This window comes from Nocardioides pyridinolyticus, assembly GCF_054653575.1.
The window spans coordinates 55,139-71,475 of record NZ_BAAIFY010000005.1 but is presented as its reverse complement, the minus strand read 5'-3'; the positions used below and the strand labels follow the sequence as shown (position 1 = coordinate 71,475).

16 protein-coding genes are annotated in these 16,337 nt (G+C 72.3%); 14 read left to right on the top strand and 2 right to left on the bottom strand.

Annotated features, from left to right (window positions below; genetic code table 11):
* Positions 1–153 precede the first annotated feature (153 nt).
* From ACYQ0U_RS06225 to ACYQ0U_RS06200, 6 genes are all read left to right on the top strand, one after another.
* Complete coding sequence (locus ACYQ0U_RS06225; protein WP_459970600.1) at positions 154–1,122, top strand: TraR/DksA family transcriptional regulator; 969 nt, start codon at positions 154–156, stop codon at positions 1,120–1,122.
* Positions 1,095–1,694, top strand: a complete 600-nt coding sequence (gene lspA, locus ACYQ0U_RS06220; RefSeq protein ID WP_459970598.1) for a signal peptidase II — start codon at positions 1,095–1,097, stop codon at positions 1,692–1,694. The genes ACYQ0U_RS06225 and lspA overlap by 28 nt, the downstream gene beginning before the upstream one ends.
* Positions 1,691–2,632, top strand: coding sequence for an RluA family pseudouridine synthase (locus tag ACYQ0U_RS06215; RefSeq protein WP_459970596.1), 942 nt, complete (start codon positions 1,691–1,693; stop codon positions 2,630–2,632). Before lspA ends, ACYQ0U_RS06215 begins: the two co-directional genes overlap by 4 nt.
* Complete coding sequence (locus tag ACYQ0U_RS06210) at positions 2,622–3,305, top strand: GNAT family N-acetyltransferase (RefSeq protein WP_459970594.1); 684 nt, start codon at positions 2,622–2,624, stop codon at positions 3,303–3,305. The genes ACYQ0U_RS06215 and ACYQ0U_RS06210 overlap by 11 nt, the downstream gene beginning before the upstream one ends.
* A gap of 246 nt (positions 3,306–3,551) precedes the next feature.
* Entirely contained in the window at positions 3,552–7,097 is a 3,546-nt protein-coding gene (gene dnaE / locus ACYQ0U_RS06205) for a DNA polymerase III subunit alpha (protein ID WP_459970592.1), read from the top strand.
* Complete coding sequence (locus ACYQ0U_RS06200) at positions 7,094–7,576, top strand: hypothetical protein (RefSeq protein ID WP_459970590.1); 483 nt, start codon at positions 7,094–7,096, stop codon at positions 7,574–7,576. Before dnaE ends, ACYQ0U_RS06200 begins: the two co-directional genes overlap by 4 nt.
* Here the strand turns inward: ACYQ0U_RS06200 and ybaK are convergent.
* Positions 7,563–8,075: a Cys-tRNA(Pro) deacylase gene (gene ybaK, locus ACYQ0U_RS06195; RefSeq protein WP_459970588.1), complete on the bottom strand. Its 513-nt coding sequence runs from the start codon at positions 8,073–8,075 to the stop codon at positions 7,563–7,565. The genes ACYQ0U_RS06200 and ybaK overlap by 14 nt on opposite strands.
* Positions 8,060–8,725 carry an LON peptidase substrate-binding domain-containing protein gene (locus ACYQ0U_RS06190; RefSeq protein ID WP_459970586.1) on the bottom strand — a complete coding sequence of 222 codons (666 nt, stop codon included), beginning with the start codon at positions 8,723–8,725 and terminating at the stop codon, positions 8,060–8,062. Before ACYQ0U_RS06190 ends, ybaK begins: the two co-directional genes overlap by 16 nt.
* 68 nt (positions 8,726–8,793) lie before the next feature.
* Here ACYQ0U_RS06190 and hisD point away from each other — a divergent pair, with 68 nt between their 5' ends.
* The 8 genes from hisD (at position 8,794) to ACYQ0U_RS06150 (ending at position 16,268) form a co-directional block, all read left to right on the top strand.
* Positions 8,794–10,095 carry a histidinol dehydrogenase gene (gene hisD, locus ACYQ0U_RS06185; RefSeq protein ID WP_459970584.1) on the top strand — a complete coding sequence of 434 codons (1,302 nt, stop codon included), beginning with the start codon at positions 8,794–8,796 and terminating at the stop codon, positions 10,093–10,095.
* A complete protein-coding gene (locus ACYQ0U_RS06180) occupies positions 10,092–11,192 on the top strand; it encodes a histidinol-phosphate transaminase (protein WP_459970582.1) in 1,101 nt (366 codons plus the stop codon). Before hisD ends, ACYQ0U_RS06180 begins: the two co-directional genes overlap by 4 nt.
* Positions 11,189–11,788: an imidazoleglycerol-phosphate dehydratase HisB gene (gene hisB / locus ACYQ0U_RS06175; protein ID WP_459970581.1), complete on the top strand. Its 600-nt coding sequence runs from the start codon at positions 11,189–11,191 to the stop codon at positions 11,786–11,788. Before ACYQ0U_RS06180 ends, hisB begins: the two co-directional genes overlap by 4 nt.
* A complete protein-coding gene (gene hisH / locus ACYQ0U_RS06170) occupies positions 11,785–12,420 on the top strand; it encodes an imidazole glycerol phosphate synthase subunit HisH (RefSeq protein WP_459970579.1) in 636 nt (211 codons plus the stop codon). Before hisB ends, hisH begins: the two co-directional genes overlap by 4 nt.
* A gap of 7 nt (positions 12,421–12,427) precedes the next feature.
* Positions 12,428–12,754, top strand: coding sequence for a hypothetical protein (locus ACYQ0U_RS06165; RefSeq protein ID WP_459970577.1), 327 nt, complete (start codon positions 12,428–12,430; stop codon positions 12,752–12,754).
* 22 nt (positions 12,755–12,776) lie between these two features.
* A complete protein-coding gene (gene priA, locus ACYQ0U_RS06160; protein ID WP_459970574.1) occupies positions 12,777–13,526 on the top strand; it encodes a bifunctional 1-(5-phosphoribosyl)-5-((5-phosphoribosylamino)methylideneamino)imidazole-4-carboxamide isomerase/phosphoribosylanthranilate isomerase PriA in 750 nt (249 codons plus the stop codon).
* Positions 13,523–14,284 carry an imidazole glycerol phosphate synthase subunit HisF gene (hisF, locus tag ACYQ0U_RS06155; protein WP_459970572.1) on the top strand — a complete coding sequence of 254 codons (762 nt, stop codon included), beginning with the start codon at positions 13,523–13,525 and terminating at the stop codon, positions 14,282–14,284. Before priA ends, hisF begins: the two co-directional genes overlap by 4 nt.
* Positions 14,285–14,465: 181 nt before the next feature.
* Positions 14,466–16,268 carry an ABC transporter ATP-binding protein gene (locus ACYQ0U_RS06150; RefSeq protein ID WP_459970570.1) on the top strand — a complete coding sequence of 601 codons (1,803 nt, stop codon included), beginning with the start codon at positions 14,466–14,468 and terminating at the stop codon, positions 16,266–16,268.
* Positions 16,269–16,337: the final 69 nt, after the last annotated feature.

Sequence of the window (16,337 nt, the reverse complement as noted above, 5' to 3'; positions counted from 1 at the left end):
CCGGCGGCCGGTCCCCGCCTCGGGGCCGGCCGCTTTCGCGTCCCGTGCCGTCCTCCTCGGTGCGCCTGTTTGAGGGGTTGGGGGTCACCCGCTACCCTCCCGGCACACCCTGTGGCTCATCCCACAGCCGCCGAGGCCCGAGGAGGCCCGACCATGGCTAGCAGCACGAGGAAGTCGCTCGCCGGGCAGGCGGCCTCCGCCGCCCGCAAGGTCATCACGCGCAAGCCCGCCTCGAAGAAGGCCGCTCCCGCGACGAAGGCCGCGACCACGAAGACTGCGGCCAAGAAGACCGCGGCGAAGACCACCCCGACCAAGAAGACGGTCGCGGCGAAGGCGGCTCCGGCCAAGAAGGCGGCCCCGGCGAAGAAGGCGGCCCCGGCCAAGAAGGCGGCCCCGGCGAAGAAGGCGGCCCCGGCCAGGAAGGCGGCCCCGGCCAGGAAGGCGGCTCCCGCGAAGAAGGCCGCTCCCGCGAAGAAGGCGGCTCCGGCGAAGAAGGCGGCTCCGGCCAGGAAGGCGGCTCCGGCCAAGAAGGCCGCCCCGGCCAAGGTCGCCGCCAGGAAGGCGGCTCCGGCCAAGAAGGCGGCCCCGGCCAAGAAGGCGGCCCCGGCCAAGAAGGCGGCCCCGGCCAAGAAGGCGGCCCCGGCCAAGAAGGCGGCCCCGGCGAAGAAGGCCGCTCCGGCGAAGAAGGCCGCCCCGGCCAAGAAGCCCGCCGTCCGCAAGGCGCCGGCGAGCGCGCTGGTGGTCAAGGAGGGCGAGGCCGCCTGGACCAAGGCCGAGCTCAAGGAGGTCCTCGTCGAGCTCCGTGAGCAGCGCGACCACAGCCTGGCGATCATCGAGGGCCAGGAGGCCGAGCTCAGCGGCCTGATGCGCGACTCCGGCGACGGGGCCGGCCAGGACCAGGCCGACCTCGGCGCGACCAGCTTCGAGCGCGACCATGAGCTCACCGTGCTCAACAGCGAGCGCGACAAGCTGGCCCAGATCGAGCGCGCCCTGGCCCGCATCGACGACGGGACGTACGGCGTGTGCGAGTCGTGCGGCAACCCCATCGGCAAGATGCGGCTGATGGCCTTCCCGCGTGCCACACTGTGCATGACATGCAAGCAGCGCGAGGAGCGTCGCTGACCGGCGACGACAACGGCACCAACCGTTCCCCAGACCGTCCCGCGGGACCCCGAGCCCGCTTCGTCCTGATCTTCGCGGCGATCGCCCTCACGGCGTACGCCGTCGACGTGGGCTCCAAGATCGTCGCGGTCGAGAAGCTCACCGACCGCCCCGACGTGGAGCTCATCGGCGAGTTCTTCGTGCTCCATCTCGTGCGCAACCCGGGCGCGGCGTTCAGCACGGGCACCGAGTACACCGAGATCCTCAGCGTCCTGGCGATGGTCGCCGTCGTCGTCGTCCTGTGGCTGGCCCGCAAGGTCGGGACCGTGGGGTGGGCGGTCGCGCTCGGCCTCCTGTTCGCGGGCGTCGCGGGCAACCTCACCGATCGGCTGCTGCGGGAGCCCGGCCCGCTGCGCGGGCACGTCATCGACATGTTCATGCTGCCGAACTGGCCGGTCTTCAACGTCGCCGACATGTGCATCAACATCGCGGCCGCGCTGATCCTGGTGCAGGTCTACCGAGGCATCCGGGTCGACGGCACCCGCGTGGAGCGCGAGACGGAGGGCGAGCCCGCCCCGGAGCCCGGAGAGTGAGCGCCGGGGCCGACCACCGGTCCCTGCCGGTGCCGGAGAGCCTGGCCGGGGAGCGTGTGGACGCCGCGATGGCGCGGCTGTTCGGGCTGTCCCGGACCCGGGCCGCGGACCTGATCGCCGCCGGCCACGTCGCGCTCGACGGGCACGCCGTGGGCGGCAAGAGCGAGCGGGTGCTCCCCGGCGCGGTCCTCGACGTCACGATCCCGGTCGAGGCCGACCCGCTCGAGGTCGTCCCCGAGGTCGTCGAGGGGATCAAGATCATCCACGACGACGACGCGATCGTCGTGATCGACAAGCCGGTGGGCGTCGCCGTCCACCCCTCGCCCGGCTGGTCGGGCCCGACCGTGGTCGGCCACCTCGCCGGCGCCGGCTTCCGGATCTCCACCAGCGGCGCCTCGGAGCGTCAGGGCATCGTGCAGCGCCTGGACGTCGGCACCTCCGGCGTGATGGTGATCTGCAAGTCCGAGCACGCCTACTCCGTGCTGAAGAACGCCTTCCGCCACCGGACGGTCGACAAGGTCTACCACGCACTCGTCCAGGGCCATCCGGACCCGCTCGAGGGCACCGTCGACGCCCCGATCGGCCGCCACCCCAAGGCCGACTACAAGTTCGCCGTGATGGCCGACGGCCGGCACAGCGTCACCCACTACGAGACACTCGAGGCACACCGGTTCGCCAGCCTGCTGGAGGTCCACCTCGAGACCGGCCGCACCCACCAGATCCGGGTGCACATGGCCGCGCTCAAGCACCCCTGCGTCGGCGACCTCACCTACGGCGCCGACCCCACGCTCGCGAAGCGGGTCGGCCTCGAGCGGCAGTGGCTGCACGCCGTACGCCTCGGCTTCGAGCACCCCGACACCGGCACGTACGTCGAGTACGAGTCGCCGTACCCCGACGACCTCGCGCGGGCGCTCGAGGTGATCCGGGATGCTCATTAGGCCGGCCGAGGCGTCGGACGCCGACGCCGTGGCGAGCGTGCACCTCGCCGCCCGCCGGTCGGGGGCGATGCCCCCGGGCATCCACTCCGACGGCGGCGTGCGCCGGTGGCTCGGCGGCCGGCTCGGACAGGACGACGTCTGGGTCGCCGAGGTCGACGGCGAGGTCGTCGGCTACGCGCGGCTGACCCCGGCCTGGCTGGACGACCTGTACGTCGTGCCCGAGCACGCGGGCCAGGGCGTGGGCTCGGCCCTGCTGGACATCGCCAAGGTGCGTCAGCCCGGCGGCTTCTGCCTCTGGGTCTTCGAGGTCAACGAGCCCGCCCGCGCGTTCTACGCGCGCCACGGGCTGGTCGAGCTCGAGCGCACCGACGGGTCGGCGAACGAGGAGAAGCTGCCCGACATCCGGATGGCCTGGCCCGGGGCCGAGCCGCTCGCGTTCCTCCGCGGCCTGATCGACAAGGTCGACGAGCAGCTCGGCGACCTGCTGGCCCGCCGGGCGGCGCTGACCCGCGCCGTCCAGGCCCACAAGGACGATCCCGCGCGCGACCCCGCCCGGGAGCGGGAGATCGCCGCCGCCATGGCCGAGCGCGCCCCGGCGCTGGGCGAGGAGCGGCTCGCCCGGATCGTGCACTCCATCATCACCGAGAGCCTCGACGCCGCCACCGAACGCTGACCTGTCACTTCTTGCTGCTCGAGAGCCCCTGACCCGTCACCTCTGGTCGCCATTCCTGACAGGTCGGCCTGCTTCCAGAGACCAGAACTGACAGGTCGGCGGGAGCGCCAGGGGAGTGTCGGCGGCGGGTGCCACCATCTGGGTCGACGGTCGCGTAGGCTGACGTCCTTCCCCCTGGACAACGCCCGGTCGCGCCGTGGCTCTGTCTGGCATGCCCGCACGACCCCCGAGGAGTGGCCCGCAGCGATGGCGAACGGCTCCCAGGACTCCTTCGTCCACCTCCACGTCCACACCGAGTACTCCATGCTCGACGGGGCCTCGCTGCTCGACGGGCTCTTCACGCGGGTGGCGGACCAGGAGATGCCGGCCATCGCGATGACCGACCACGGCAACCTCCACGGCGCCTACGACTTCTACTCCAAGGCCCGCAAGTACGGCGTGAAGCCGATCATCGGCATCGAGGCCTACCTCACCCCGGGCACGCCGCGCGGGGAGCGCAAGCGGGTCCGCTGGGGCAAGGGCGACGCGGCCGAGGAGGGCGGCAAGGACGTCGCGGGCGGCGGCGCCTACACCCACATGACGATGTGGGCCGAGAACACCGAGGGCATGCACAACCTGTTCCGGCTGGCCAGCCTGGCCAGCCTCGAGGGCTACTACTACAAGCCCCGCATGGACCGGGAGCTGCTCCAGCGGTACGCCAAGGGCATCATCGCCAGCACCGGCTGCCTCTCCGGCGAGATCCAGACCCGGCTGACGCTGGGGCAGTACGACGAGGCGCTCCGGGCGGCCGGCGAGTTCCAGGACATCTTCGGCAAGGAGAACTTCTACCTCGAGCTGATGGACCACGGGATCGCCGCCGAGCGCGCGACCCGGGAGGACCTGCTCAGGATCGCCAAGACGCTGGACCTGCCGGCGATCGTCACCAACGACACGCACTACACCCACCCCGAGGACGCCGCCGGCCAGGACGCCCTCATCTGCGTGGCCTCGGGCAAGCGGCTGGCCGACACCAACCGGCTCAAGTTCGACGGTGGCGGCTACTACATCAAGTCCGCCGCCGAGATGCGCGAGCTGTGGGCCGACTTCCCCGACGCGTGCGACAACACCCTCGCGATCGCCGAGCGCTGCGACGTCGAGTTCGTCGAGTCCACCGGCGGCTACATGGCGCGCGCCGACGTGCCGGCCGGCGAGACCGAGGAGAGCTGGTTCCGCAAGGAGGTCTGGCGCGGCATCGAGGCGCGCTATCCCGGCGAGAGGCTGACCCAGGAGGTCAAGGACCGCGTCGAGATGGAGCTCGGCGTCATCTCGCAGAAGGGCTACTGCGGCTACTACCTCGTGGTCGCCGACTTCATCCAGTGGTCCAAGCGCAACGGCATCCGCGTCGGCCCCGGCCGCGGCTCGGGTGCGGGCTCGATCGCGGCGTACGCCCTGAGCATCACCGACCTCTGCCCGCTCGAGCACGGGCTGTTCTTCGAGCGGTTCCTCAACCCCGAGCGCCCGTCGATGCCCGACTTCGACATCGACTTCGACGACCACCGCCGCGGCGAGGTCATCAAGTACGTCACCGAGAAGTACGGCGCCGACCGGGTCGCCCAGATCGCGACGTTCGGCCGCCTCAAGGCCAAGGCCGCGATCAAGGACGCCGCCCGCGTGCTCGACCACGGCTTCGCGATCTCCGACCGGATCACCAAGGCGCTCCCGCCCGACGTCATGGGCAAGGGCGTGCCGCTGAAGGAGATCTTCAACCCCGAGCACAAGCGGTACGGCGAGGGCGGCGAGTTCCGCGCGCTGCACGACCAGGACCCCGACGTCCGCACGATCTACAACACCGCGGTCAGCCTCGAGGGCCAGATCCGCAACTGGGGCGTGCACGCCGCCGGCGTGATCATGTCGAGCGAGCCGCTGCTCGACATCGTGCCGATCATGGCCCGCCCGCAGGACGGCGCGATCATCACCCAGTTCGACTACCCGATGTGCGAGTCGCTCGGGCTGGTCAAGATGGACTTCCTCGGCCTGAGCAACCTCCACATCCTCGAGAACGCGGTCGCGAACATCGAGGCCAACCGCGGCGAGAAGGTCGTGCTCGAGGAGCTGCCCTTCGACGACCGGCCCACCTACGAGCTGATGGGCCGCGGCGACACGCTCGGCGTCTTCCAGCTCGATGGTGGCGGCATGCGCGCGCTGCTGCGCTCGATGCAGCCCGACCAGTTCGCCGACATCACCGCGGTCAGCGCGCTCTACCGCCCCGGCCCGATGGGTGCGGACTCGCACAACAAGTACGCCCGCCGCAAGAACGGCCGCGAGCCGATCGAGCCGATCCACCCCGCGCTCGCCGAGGCGCTCGAGCCGGTCCTGGGGGAGACCTACGGCCTGATCGTCTACCAGGAGCAGGTGATGGCGATCGCCCAGGTCCTGGCGGGCTTCACGCTGGGAGCGGCCGACAACCTGCGCCGCGCGATGGGCAAGAAGAAGAAGGAGGAGCTCGACAAGCAGTACGCCGGCTTCCAGGCCGGCATGCTGGAGCGCGGGTTCCCCCAGGCCGCGATCGACAAGCTCTGGGAGATCCTGCTCCCGTTCTCCGACTACGCGTTCAACAAGTCGCACTCCGCGGCGTACGGCGTCATCACCTACTGGACGGCCTACCTCAAGGCCAACTACCCGGCCGAGTACATGGCCGCCTTGCTCACGTCCGCCCGGGACGACAAGGACAAGATGGCGATCTACCTCAACGAGTGCCGCCGGATGAAGATCCAGGTGCTCCCGCCGGACGTCAACGAGTCCGCCCACGACTTCACCCCGGTCGGCCGCGACATCCGCTTCGGCCTCACCGCGATCCGCAACGTCGGATCCAACGTCGTCGACGGCATCGTGGAGGGGCGCACCGAGAAGGGCCGTTTCGAGAGCTTCGAGGACTTCCTCAAGAAGGTGCCGGCCCAGGTCTGCAACAAGCGGGTCATCGAGTCGCTGATCAAGGCCGGCGCGTTCGACGACATGAAGCACCGGCGCCGGGCGCTGGTCGCGATCCACGAGGCCGCGGTCGACCAGTTCGTCGACATCAAGCGCAACGAGGCGATCGGCCAGGACTCGCTGTTCGGCGGCGTCGACGACGACTCGGGGTTCGGCGTCTCGGTGACGATCCCCGACATCGACGACTGGGACAAGATGACCCTGCTCGGCCACGAGCGCGAGATGCTCGGCCTCTACGTCTCCGACCACCCGCTGCTGGGCCTCGAGCACGTGCTCTCCAACGGCACCGACTGCACCATCGGCCAGCTGATGATGGACGAGGACCGGCAGGACGGCAGCACGATCACCGTCGCCGGCCTGGTGACCTCCGTGCAGCGCAAGATCACCAAGCGCGGCGACGCCTGGGCGCTGGTCACGGTCGAGGACCTCGACGGCGCCATCGACGTGCTGCTGTTCCCGAGCTCGTGGCAGCTGTGCGGCCACCTGATCTCCGAGGACGCCATCATCACGGTCAAGGGCCGGCTCAACCGGAGCAAGGAGCAGCCCGAGATCATGGGCCAGGAGGTCACCCTCCCGGACCTGTCCGACGGGCCCTCCGGGCCGGTCGTCATCTCGCTCCCGTCGACGCGGTGCACGCCGCCGGTCGTGCAGCAGCTCAAGGACGTGCTCGGCACCCATCCCGGCGTGACCGAGGTGCGCCTGCGACTCTTGACCCGTGAGCAGACGATGGTCATGCGGCTCGACGACAACCTCCGGGTGTCGCCCAGCCCGGCACTCTTCGCGGACCTCAAGCAGCTGCTGGGCCCCGGATGCCTGACGGGGTGAGGTCGGCCCTCGTCCAGCTCGCCCTCGCCGTGCTCGTCCTGACGGTCCTCGGCGTCGTGGCCGGCGTCGTGTGGGAGTGGGTCTGGACCGCCCCCGACGGTGCCGTCGTGGACGGCGCCTGGGTCGCCCAGGACGAGGCGAACCTGCGCGGCGTCTTCTCCGGCACCGGCTGGTACGTCGTCGTCGGCAGCGTGGCCGGTCTCCTCGGGGGCGCTGCCGTGGCGCTGTTCCTCGACCGCTACCCGCTGGTCTCGCTGCTCGGCGTCGTCCTGGGCTCGCTGCTCGGCGCGTTCCTGATGCTGCGCGTCGGCGTCGCGCTCGGCCCGGGCGACCCGCTCGACGCGGCGGGTGCCGTGGTGCCGGGCGCGCTCGACGTCTCCGGCGGGAGCCCGTTCATCGCGCTGCCCGCCGGCGCGTTGGTCGCCCTCTCGATGGCGTTCATCGGGCTGCTCGCCCGCGACCGGGTCAGGTCCGACTGATCGGAGCGACGGTCGCGCCGGTGGCGCGCACCAGGTCGGCCGGCGCGAGCCCGAGGTCGAGGCCGCGGCGTCCGCCCGAGACGTAGACGACGCCGTGCGCCAGCGCGCTCTCGTCGACGACGGTGGGGTGCGCGCGCTTCTGGCCGACCGGCGAGATCCCGCCGGCGACGTACCCGGTCGCGCGCTCGGCGGCGGCCACGTCGGCCATCGCCGCCCTGCTGCCCCCGGCGGCGCGGGCCAGCGCCTTGAGGTCGAGCTGGCCCGAGACCGGGACGATCCCGACGGTGAGCCTGCCGTCGACCGTCGCCATCAGCGTCTTGAAGACCTGCACCGGATCGAGGCCGAGCGCCTCGGCCGCCTCGAGCCCGAAGGACGCCGCGCGGGGGTCGTGCTCGTACTCGTGCAGGCTGAACTCGATGCCGGCGCGGGTGAGGGCGACGGTCGCCGGGGTTCCGCCGTGCCCGGTCCTGCTCCTCTTGGCCACTAGTTGGGGGACCATCTCGTCCGGGCGACCTCGGTCGCGGGCAGGGACGGGATGACGTTCATCGCGCGCAGCTCCGCGCGCAGCAGGTCGGTCACCATGACCAGCCGGACGGCGGCGTCCTCGGCCTCGAGCAGCGCCTGCCGCTCGGGCATCGGCAGCGGCGCGACCGCGGCCAGCGTCCAGGAGAGGTACGTCGCGTCGCGGGGGAGCGCCCCGGAGTAGGGGTCGCTGCGGATGTCGGCCAGCGCCGCGCGGTACGCCGTGAAGGCGATCCGCGCCTGCTCCAGGATCCCCTCGCCGACCGGGGCGTCGGGGTCCGGGTGGTCGGTGACGTGGCCGACCGGGAACGGGCCGCTGGTCTCGAGCCGGTCGAGCTGGATCCGCTCCTGCCCGACCGCGACGACCTCGAAGGTGCCGTCGGGGTGGGATTCGACCTCGGTCAGCTGCATCCGCACGCCCACCCGGTAGAGCGACTGCGCCCCGTGGTCGCCGACCTCGTACCCCTCGCGGATGCCGACCGAGGCGAACAGCCGCTGGGCCGGGTCCTCGACGCGGAGCAGGTGGTGCACCATCGCGCGGTAGCGGTCCTCGAACACGGCCAGCGGCACGGACACCCCGGGGAACAGCACCGTGTTCAGCGGGAACATCGGCAGCGTGTCGGGCACATCACTCAACCTAGTCCAGCCACTGTCGCGGTTCGGGAGCGACAGGCGTCGGCTCGTAGAATCGAGCCATGATCTCGCGCATTGACCTGCGAGGAGTCGACCGCCGAGGCGTCGACTACCGCGCAGCCGTGCCCCGAGCCGACTTCGACGTCGAAGCGGCGGTGCCGGCGGTGCATGCGATCTGCGAGGCGGTGCGCACCCGCGGCGTCGACGCGATCCGGGAGTACTCCGAGCGCTTCGACGGCGTCGCCGTCGACGATCTGCGGATCGCCCCCGAGGCGATCTCGCGCGCCCTCGACGAGCTCGACCCGGACATCCGGGCCGGCCTCGAGGAGTCGATCCGCCGCCTGCGCGCGACCTGCGCCAACGAGCTCGAGCAGGACGCGGTCACCGACCTGGCGCCCGGCGCCCGGGTCACGCACCGCAAGGTGCCGATCGACCGGGTCGGGCTCTACGTCCCCGGCGGCCTGGCGCCCCTGGTCTCCAGCGTGCTGATGAACGTGGTCCCGGCGCAGACCGCTGGCGTCGGCTCGATCGCGCTGTCCAGCCCGCCGCAGAAGGAGTTCGGCGGCTCGGTGCACCCGACGATCCTGGCCGCGTGCGCGCTGCTCGGCGTCGACGAGGTCTACGCCGTCGGCGGCGCCCAGGCGATCGCGATGTTCGCCTACGGCACCGGCCCCTGCGCCAAGGTCGACCTGGTCACCGGCCCCGGCAACATCTACACGGTCACGGCCAAGCGGCTGCTCAAGGGCCAGATCGGCATCGACTCCGAGGCCGGGCCGACCGAGATCGCCATCCTCGCCGACGACACCGCCGACGCGGCGTACGTCGCGGCCGACCTGATCAGCCAGGCCGAGCACGACCCGCTGGCCGCGTCGGTCCTCGTCACGCCGTCCGAGCGGCTCGCCGCCGACGTCGAGGCCGAGCTCGACAAGCAGGTCTCGGTCACCAAGCACGTCGACCGGATCCGCACCAGCCTCTCCGGTCCGCAGTCGGGCATCGTGCTCGTCGAGGACCTCGAGCAGGGCCTCGCCGTCGTCGACGCGTACGCCGCCGAGCACCTCGAGATCCACACCGAGGACGCCGCCGCGTGGGCCGCGCGGGTCCGCAACGCGGGCGCGATCTTCGTCGGCCCCTGGGCCCCGGTCAGCCTCGGCGACTACTGCGCGGGCTCCAACCACGTCCTGCCCACCGGCGGCTGCGCCTGCCACAGCAGCGGGCTGTCGGTGCGCGCGTTCACCAAGTCGGTGCACGTCGTGGAGTACTCCCGCGAGGCGCTCGACGAGGTCGCCGGCCACGTCGTCACGCTCGCCAACGCCGAGGACCTGCCCGGTCACGGCGCCGCGGTCTCGGTCCGGTTCGAGCGATGAGCTGGCCCCCGATCCGGGAGGAGCTGCGGGGCCTCCGGCCGTACGGCGCGCCGCAGCTGGACGTCCCCGTGCAGCTCAACACGAACGAGAACCCCTACGGCCCCAGCGACGCCTGCGCCGACGACATCGCCGCGGCCGTCCGCGCGGCGGCGACGACGCTCAACCGCTACCCCGACCGCGAGCACGTCGAGCTGCGCGCCGCGCTGGCGGCGTACCTCTCCAAGGACACGCCGCACGGGATCACCATCGAGCAGGTGTGGGCGGCGAACGGCTCCAACGAGGTCATGCTCCAGCTGCTCCAGGCCTTCGGCGGCCCGGGGCGGTCGGCGATGAGCTTCGCCCCGACGTACTCGATGTACCCCGAGTACGCCCGCGACACCTCGACGGCGTGGGTGCAGGGCCGGCGGGCCGAGGACTTCAGCCTCGACGTCGACGCGGCCCGGGAGGCGATCGAGCGCGAGCAGCCGAGCGTGGTGCTGCTGCCGAGCCCCAACAACCCCACCGGCACCGCGCTGCCGCCCGACGCCGTCGGGCTGCTGTGCAAGGCCGCGGGGGAGCGGGGCCTGGTCGTGGTCGACGAGGCGTACGGCGAGTTCCGGCGGGCCGGCGTCCCCAGCGCGCTCGAGCTGCTGCCCGAGCACCGCAACCTGGTCGTCACCCGCACGATGAGCAAGGCCTTCGCGGCCGCCGGGCTGCGGCTGGGCTACCTCGCGGCGGACCCGGCCATCTGCGACGCGATCCGCGTCGTGCGGCTGCCGTACCACCTCTCCGCGGTCACCCAGGCGACCGCGCTGGCGGCGCTCCGGCACGCCCCGGAGCTGCTCGGCAAGGTCGACGAGCTGCGCGCCGAGCGCGACGCGACCGTGGCCTGGCTCCGCGAGCAGGGCCTCACGGTCGCCGACAGCGACGCCAACTTCGCGCTGTTCGGCGCGTTCGAGGACCGTCATGCTGTGTGGCAGGGACTGCTCGACCGGGGCGTGCTGATCCGCGAGGTCGGGCCGGACGGGTGGTTGCGTGTGTCGATCGGCACCGCGGACGAGATGATGGCGTTCAAGCAGGCGATGACAGAGGTCCTGCAGATGGAGGTTGGGTCATGAGTCGCACCGCACGCATCGAGCGGCAGACCAAGGAGTCGAAGGTGCTCGTCGAGGTCGACCTCGACGGCAGCGGCCGCACCGACATCTCCACCGGTGTCGGCTTCTACGACCACATGCTCGACGCCTTCGGACGCCACGCGCTGCTCGACCTCACCGTGCAGACCGAGGGCGACACCCACATCGACGCCCACCACACGGTCGAGGACACCGCGATCGTGCTCGGTCAGGCGCTGCGCGAGGCGCTCGGCGACAAGGTCGGCATCCGGCGCTTCGGCGACGCCACCGTGCCGCTCGACGAGGCGCTCGTGCAGGCCGTCGTCGACGTGTCCGGCCGTCCCTACTGCGTGCACACCGGCGAGCCCGAGGGCCAGCAGTACGTCGTGCTCGGCGGCGACTACCTCGGCTCGCTGACCCGCCACGTCTTCGAGACGATCGCCTTCCACGCCCACGTCGCGCTGCACGTGCGGGTGCTGGCCGGCCGCGAGCCGCACCACATCGTCGAGACCCAGTTCAAGGCGTTCGCCCGGGCGTTCCGCGACGCGGTCGCGCTCGACCCGCGCGAGACCGGCGTGCCGTCCACCAAGGGCACTCTGTGACGCTGAAGAACGTCGTGGTCCTCGACTACGGGTCGGGGAACCTCCGCTCCGCCGTGCGCGCGGTCGAGCGCGCCGGTGCCGACGTCACCCTCACCGGTGACTTCGACACGGCGCTGGACGCCGACGGCCTCGTCGTACCCGGGGTCGGGGCGTTCGCGGCCTGCATGGAGGGGCTGCGCGCGATCAAGGGCGAGCGCATCATCGGCCGCCGGCTGTCCGGCGGCCGACCCGTGCTCGGCATCTGCGTGGGCATGCAGATCCTCTTCGGGCGCGGGGTGGAGCACGGCGTGGAGACCGAGGGCTGCGACGAGTGGCCCGGGGTGGTCGAGCGGCTCCAGGCGCCGGTCGTGCCGCACATGGGCTGGAACACCGTCGAGGTCGCCGAGGGGAGCACGCTGTTCCGCGGCATCGAGGACGAGCGGTTCTACTTCGTGCACTCGTACGGCGTGCGCGACTGGGAGCTCGTCACCAACGACCGCACCCGGGCGCCCCTGGTCCACTGGTCGAGGCACGGCGGCGACCGGTTCGTCGCCGCGGTCGAGAACGGTCCGCTGACCGCCACCCAGTTCCACCCGGAGAAGTCCGGCGACGCCGGCGCGGCGCTGCTCCGCAACTGGGTGGAGGCCCTGTGAGGCCGGCATGAGCAAGGAGCGCGCCCGGCGTCGTGCCGAGCGCGAGCGCGAGGCGGCGATCGTCGCCGCGGCGAAGGCCGCCGAGGCCGAGCGCAAGGAGCGCCGCGACGCCCGCGTGCGGGCGGTGACCGGCCTGGTGCCGAAGCAGCGCAAGCAGCCGACCGGCATCCTCGCCGAGCGCCGGCGCACCCAGACCCGGATGCTCGTGGTCGTCGTGGTCGTGCTCAACGTGCTGATCTGGCTGGCGACCGGCGACTGGGCCGTCCGCGCGTTCGCGCTGCTCCTGACGGTGCTCGTCGCACCGCTCGTCCACATCCTCATGACGAAGAACTGACCGAGAACTGAAGGCAATGACCATGACCTCCGCCTACCTGGAACTCCTCCCCGCCGTCGACATCACCGAGGGCCGCGCCGTCCAGCTCGCCCAGGGCGTCGCCGGGTCCGAGCGCGTGTACGGCGACCCGGTGGCCGCCGCGATGCGCTGGCAGGACGCCGGGGCGGAGTGGATCCACCTGGTCGACCTCGACGCGGCGTTCGGCCGGGGCTCCAACCGCGAGCTCCAGGCGGAGATCGTCGGCGCGCTCGACATCCAGGTCGAGATGAGCGGCGGCATCCGCGACGACGAGTCGCTCGCCGCCGCGCTCGCCACCGGCTGCCGCCGGGTGAACATCGGCACCGCCGCCCTCGAGCAGCCGGAGTGGTGCGCCCGGATCATCGCCGAGCACGGCGACCGGGTCGCGATCGGCCTCGACGTGCGCGGGCGCACGCTCGCCGCCCGCGGCTGGACCAAGGACGGCGGCGACCTCTACGAGACGCTGACCCGCCTCGACAGCGAGGGCTGCGCCCGGTACGTCGTCACCGACGTCAACAAGGACGGCATGCTCCAGGGCCCGAACCTCGAGCTCCTGCGCGACGTCTGCGCGGCCACGTCCGCGCCGGTCGTGGCGTCCGGCGGCGTGACCACGCTCGACGACATCCGCGCGCTGATGTCGCTGGTGCCCGACGGCGTCGAGGGCGCGATCGCCGGCACGGCGCTCTACGAGGGCCGGTTCTCGCTCGAGGACGCCCTGGCCCTCACCAAGGGGACGCGGGAGAGCCGGGCGTGAGCCTCGCGGTCCGGGTCATCCCGTGCCTCGACGTCGACGGCGGACGCGTGGTCAAGGGCGTGAACTTCCAGGAGCTCCGCGACGCCGGCGACCCCGTCGAGCTGGCCCGGCTCTACGACGCCGAGGGCGCCGACGAACTGACCTTCCTCGACATCTCCGCCTCCCACGAGGGCCGCGCGACCACGATGGAGGTGGTCTCGCGCTGTGCCGAGGAGGTCTTCATCCCGCTGACGGTCGGCGGGGGAGTCTCCTCGGTCGAGGACGTCGACCGGCTGCTGCGCGCCGGCGCCGACAAGGTCGCGGTCAACACGGCCGCCATCCACCGGCCCGAGCTGGTCCGCGAGATCGCGGAGCGGTTCGGCAACCAGGTGCTCGTGCTCTCCGTCGACGCCCGCCGCGCCACCGGCACCGACTCCGGGTTCGAGGTCACCACCCACGGCGGGCGGAAGTCCGCGGGCCTCGACGCGATCGCCTGGGCGGCCCGCGCGGCCGAGCTCGGCGCGGGCGAGATCCTGCTCAACGCCATGGACGCCGACGGCACCCGCGAGGGGTTCGACGTCGACCTGATCCGCGCCGTACGACGCGAGGTCAGCATCCCGGTCATCGCCTCGGGTGGGGCGGGGGCGACCGAGCACTTCCCGCCGGCGGTCGAGGCCGGTGCGGACGCGGTGCTCGCGGCCTCCGTGTTCCACTTCGGCACGCTGCGGGTCAGCGACGTGAAGCGGACGCTGGCTGCCGCCGGTCACCCCGTTCGCTGACGGCGCCGGTTGTGCCGATGCGCCACCACCTCGCGACCGCGGCCGGACGCTTCGAGACCTGGCTCGCGGCTCGGCAGGTTCGCGGCCAGGGGTGAAGCCGGCTCAGGCGCCGCGATCGGCTCTCACCCGCTCGGAATAGGGTGGCCGTCTCGCGGGTTCCTGCGGGGCGAGAGGGGTGCAGGTGACGGACGAGCGGGAGCGCCGCGGCACGACGGGTGCCGGGTTCCGCGTACTCGGGGTCGCCATCCGGCGCGAGCCGATGATCTTCGCGCTCTCGACCGTCGGCAGCCTCATCTTCGGCGCGCTGACCGTCGCCGACGCCTGGGTGCTCGGCTGGGCCACCGACCACGTCGTGCTGCCCGCCTTCGAGGAGGGCGAGATCGACGCGAGCCTGCTGATCGCCGTGGTCGCGCTGTTCCTCGGCGTCGCGCTGCTGCGTGCGGTCGGCATCGTCGCCCGCCGCCTCGGCGCCGGCATCATGCAGTACCGCATGCAGGCCCACACCCGCCGCGCCGTCACCCGCCAGTACCTCCGCCTGCCGATGGAGTGGCACCAGCGCCACCCGACCGGCCAGCTGCTCTCCAACGCCAACTCCGACGTCGAGGCGGCGTGGGGACCGATCGCGCCGCTGCCGATGGCCGTCGGGGTGCTCGCGATGATGGCGATCGCCATCGTCCAGATGTTCCTCGCCGACGTGGTGATGGCCGTCGTCGGCCTGCTGGTGTTCCCGGCGGTCGTGCTCGCGAACCTCGCCTACCAGCGCCGCGCGTCGCCGCTGATGACCAAGGCGCAGCAGCTGCGGGCCGAGCTCAGCGAGGTCGCGCACGAGTCCTTCGACGGCGCCATGGTCGTCAAGACGCTCGGCCGTGAGGGCGAGGAGACCGAACGGTTCGCCGACATGGCCCACCGGCTGCGCGACGTGAACATCCGCGCCGGCCGGGTCCGCGCGGCCTTCGACCCGACGCTCGCCGCGCTCCCCAACATCGGCGTGCTCGTCGTCCTCGCGGTCGGCGTCAGCCGCGTGGTCAGCGGAGCCACCGCCCCCGGCGACGTGGTCACGATCGCCTACCTCCTCACGGTCGTCTCGTTCCCGATCCGGGCGATCGGCTGGCTGCTGGGCGAGTTCCCCCGCAGCGTCGTCGGCTACCACCGGGTCCGCACCGTGCTCCGGGCGACCGGCGAGATGCCGTACGGCGACCGCACGGTCGCCGACGCGGACCAGGGCGCCCGGCTCGAGGTCGAGCACCTCGGCTACCGCTACGACCCCGAGCAGCGGCTCCTCGACGACGTCTCGTTCACGGTCGAGCCGGGCCGTACCGTCGCGCTCGTCGGCGCGACCGCCTCCGGGAAGAGCACGCTCACCCACTTGATGACCCGGCTGGTGGACCCCGACGAAGGGCTGATCCGGCTCGACGGCACCGACCTGCGCGACCTGGCCAGGGGCGAGCTCGCCCGGGCGGTCGCCGTCGTCCCGCAGACCGCGTTCCTCTTCGACGACACCGTCCGCGGCAACGTCACGCTCGGCGCCGACGTCTCCGACGAGGAGGTCTGGGCGGCCCTGCGAGTGGCCCAGGCCGACGGGTTCGTGGCGGCGCTGCCCGACGGCCTCGACACCCGGCTGGGCGAGCGCGGCGCCTCCCTGTCCGGTGGGCAGCGGCAGCGGATCTCGCTCGCCCGGGCCCTCGTCCGCGAGCCTCGCCTGCTGGTGCTCGACGACGCCACCTCGGCCGTCGACCCCGAGGTCGAGGGCCGGATCCTCGAGGCGCTGCGCTCCGGGAGCAAGGAAGCCACGCTGGTCGTCGTCGCCTACCGCAAGGCCACGATCGCGCTCGCCGACGAGGTCGTGCACCTCCAGGACGGCCGGATCGCCGACCGCGGCACCCACGCCGAGCTGCTCGAGCGGAGCCCCGCCTACGCCCGGCTGGTGAACGCCTACGAGCACCAGCCGGAGCTCGGGGCCGAGCTCGTGGGGGAGGCCGAATGAATACCCCACGAAATCGCGGCCTTCCCCCGCTCCGCTCCTCCAGACCACGATTCCGCGGGGACCCCAACA

What these genes read in the sequence shown, in the direction of transcription:
- ACYQ0U_RS06225 (WP_459970600.1), top strand. Translation starts at nt 154, where the DNA reads ATGGCTAGCAGCACGAGGAAGTCGCTCGCCGGGCAGGCGGCCTCCGCC.
- lspA (WP_459970598.1), top strand. Translation starts at nt 1,095, where the DNA reads ATGCAAGCAGCGCGAGGAGCGTCGCTGACCGGCGACGACAACGGCACC.
- ACYQ0U_RS06210 (WP_459970594.1), top strand. Translation starts at nt 2,622, where the DNA reads ATGCTCATTAGGCCGGCCGAGGCGTCGGACGCCGACGCCGTGGCGAGC.
- dnaE (WP_459970592.1), top strand. Translation starts at nt 3,552, where the DNA reads ATGGCGAACGGCTCCCAGGACTCCTTCGTCCACCTCCACGTCCACACC.
- ybaK (WP_459970588.1), bottom strand. Translation starts at nt 8,075, where the DNA reads ATGGTCCCCCAACTAGTGGCCAAGAGGAGCAGGACCGGGCACGGCGGA.
- hisD (WP_459970584.1), top strand. Translation starts at nt 8,794, where the DNA reads ATGATCTCGCGCATTGACCTGCGAGGAGTCGACCGCCGAGGCGTCGAC.
- ACYQ0U_RS06180 (WP_459970582.1), top strand. Translation starts at nt 10,092, where the DNA reads ATGAGCTGGCCCCCGATCCGGGAGGAGCTGCGGGGCCTCCGGCCGTAC.
- hisB (WP_459970581.1), top strand. Translation starts at nt 11,189, where the DNA reads ATGAGTCGCACCGCACGCATCGAGCGGCAGACCAAGGAGTCGAAGGTG.
- ACYQ0U_RS06165 (WP_459970577.1), top strand. Translation starts at nt 12,428, where the DNA reads ATGAGCAAGGAGCGCGCCCGGCGTCGTGCCGAGCGCGAGCGCGAGGCG.
- priA (WP_459970574.1), top strand. Translation starts at nt 12,777, where the DNA reads ATGACCTCCGCCTACCTGGAACTCCTCCCCGCCGTCGACATCACCGAG.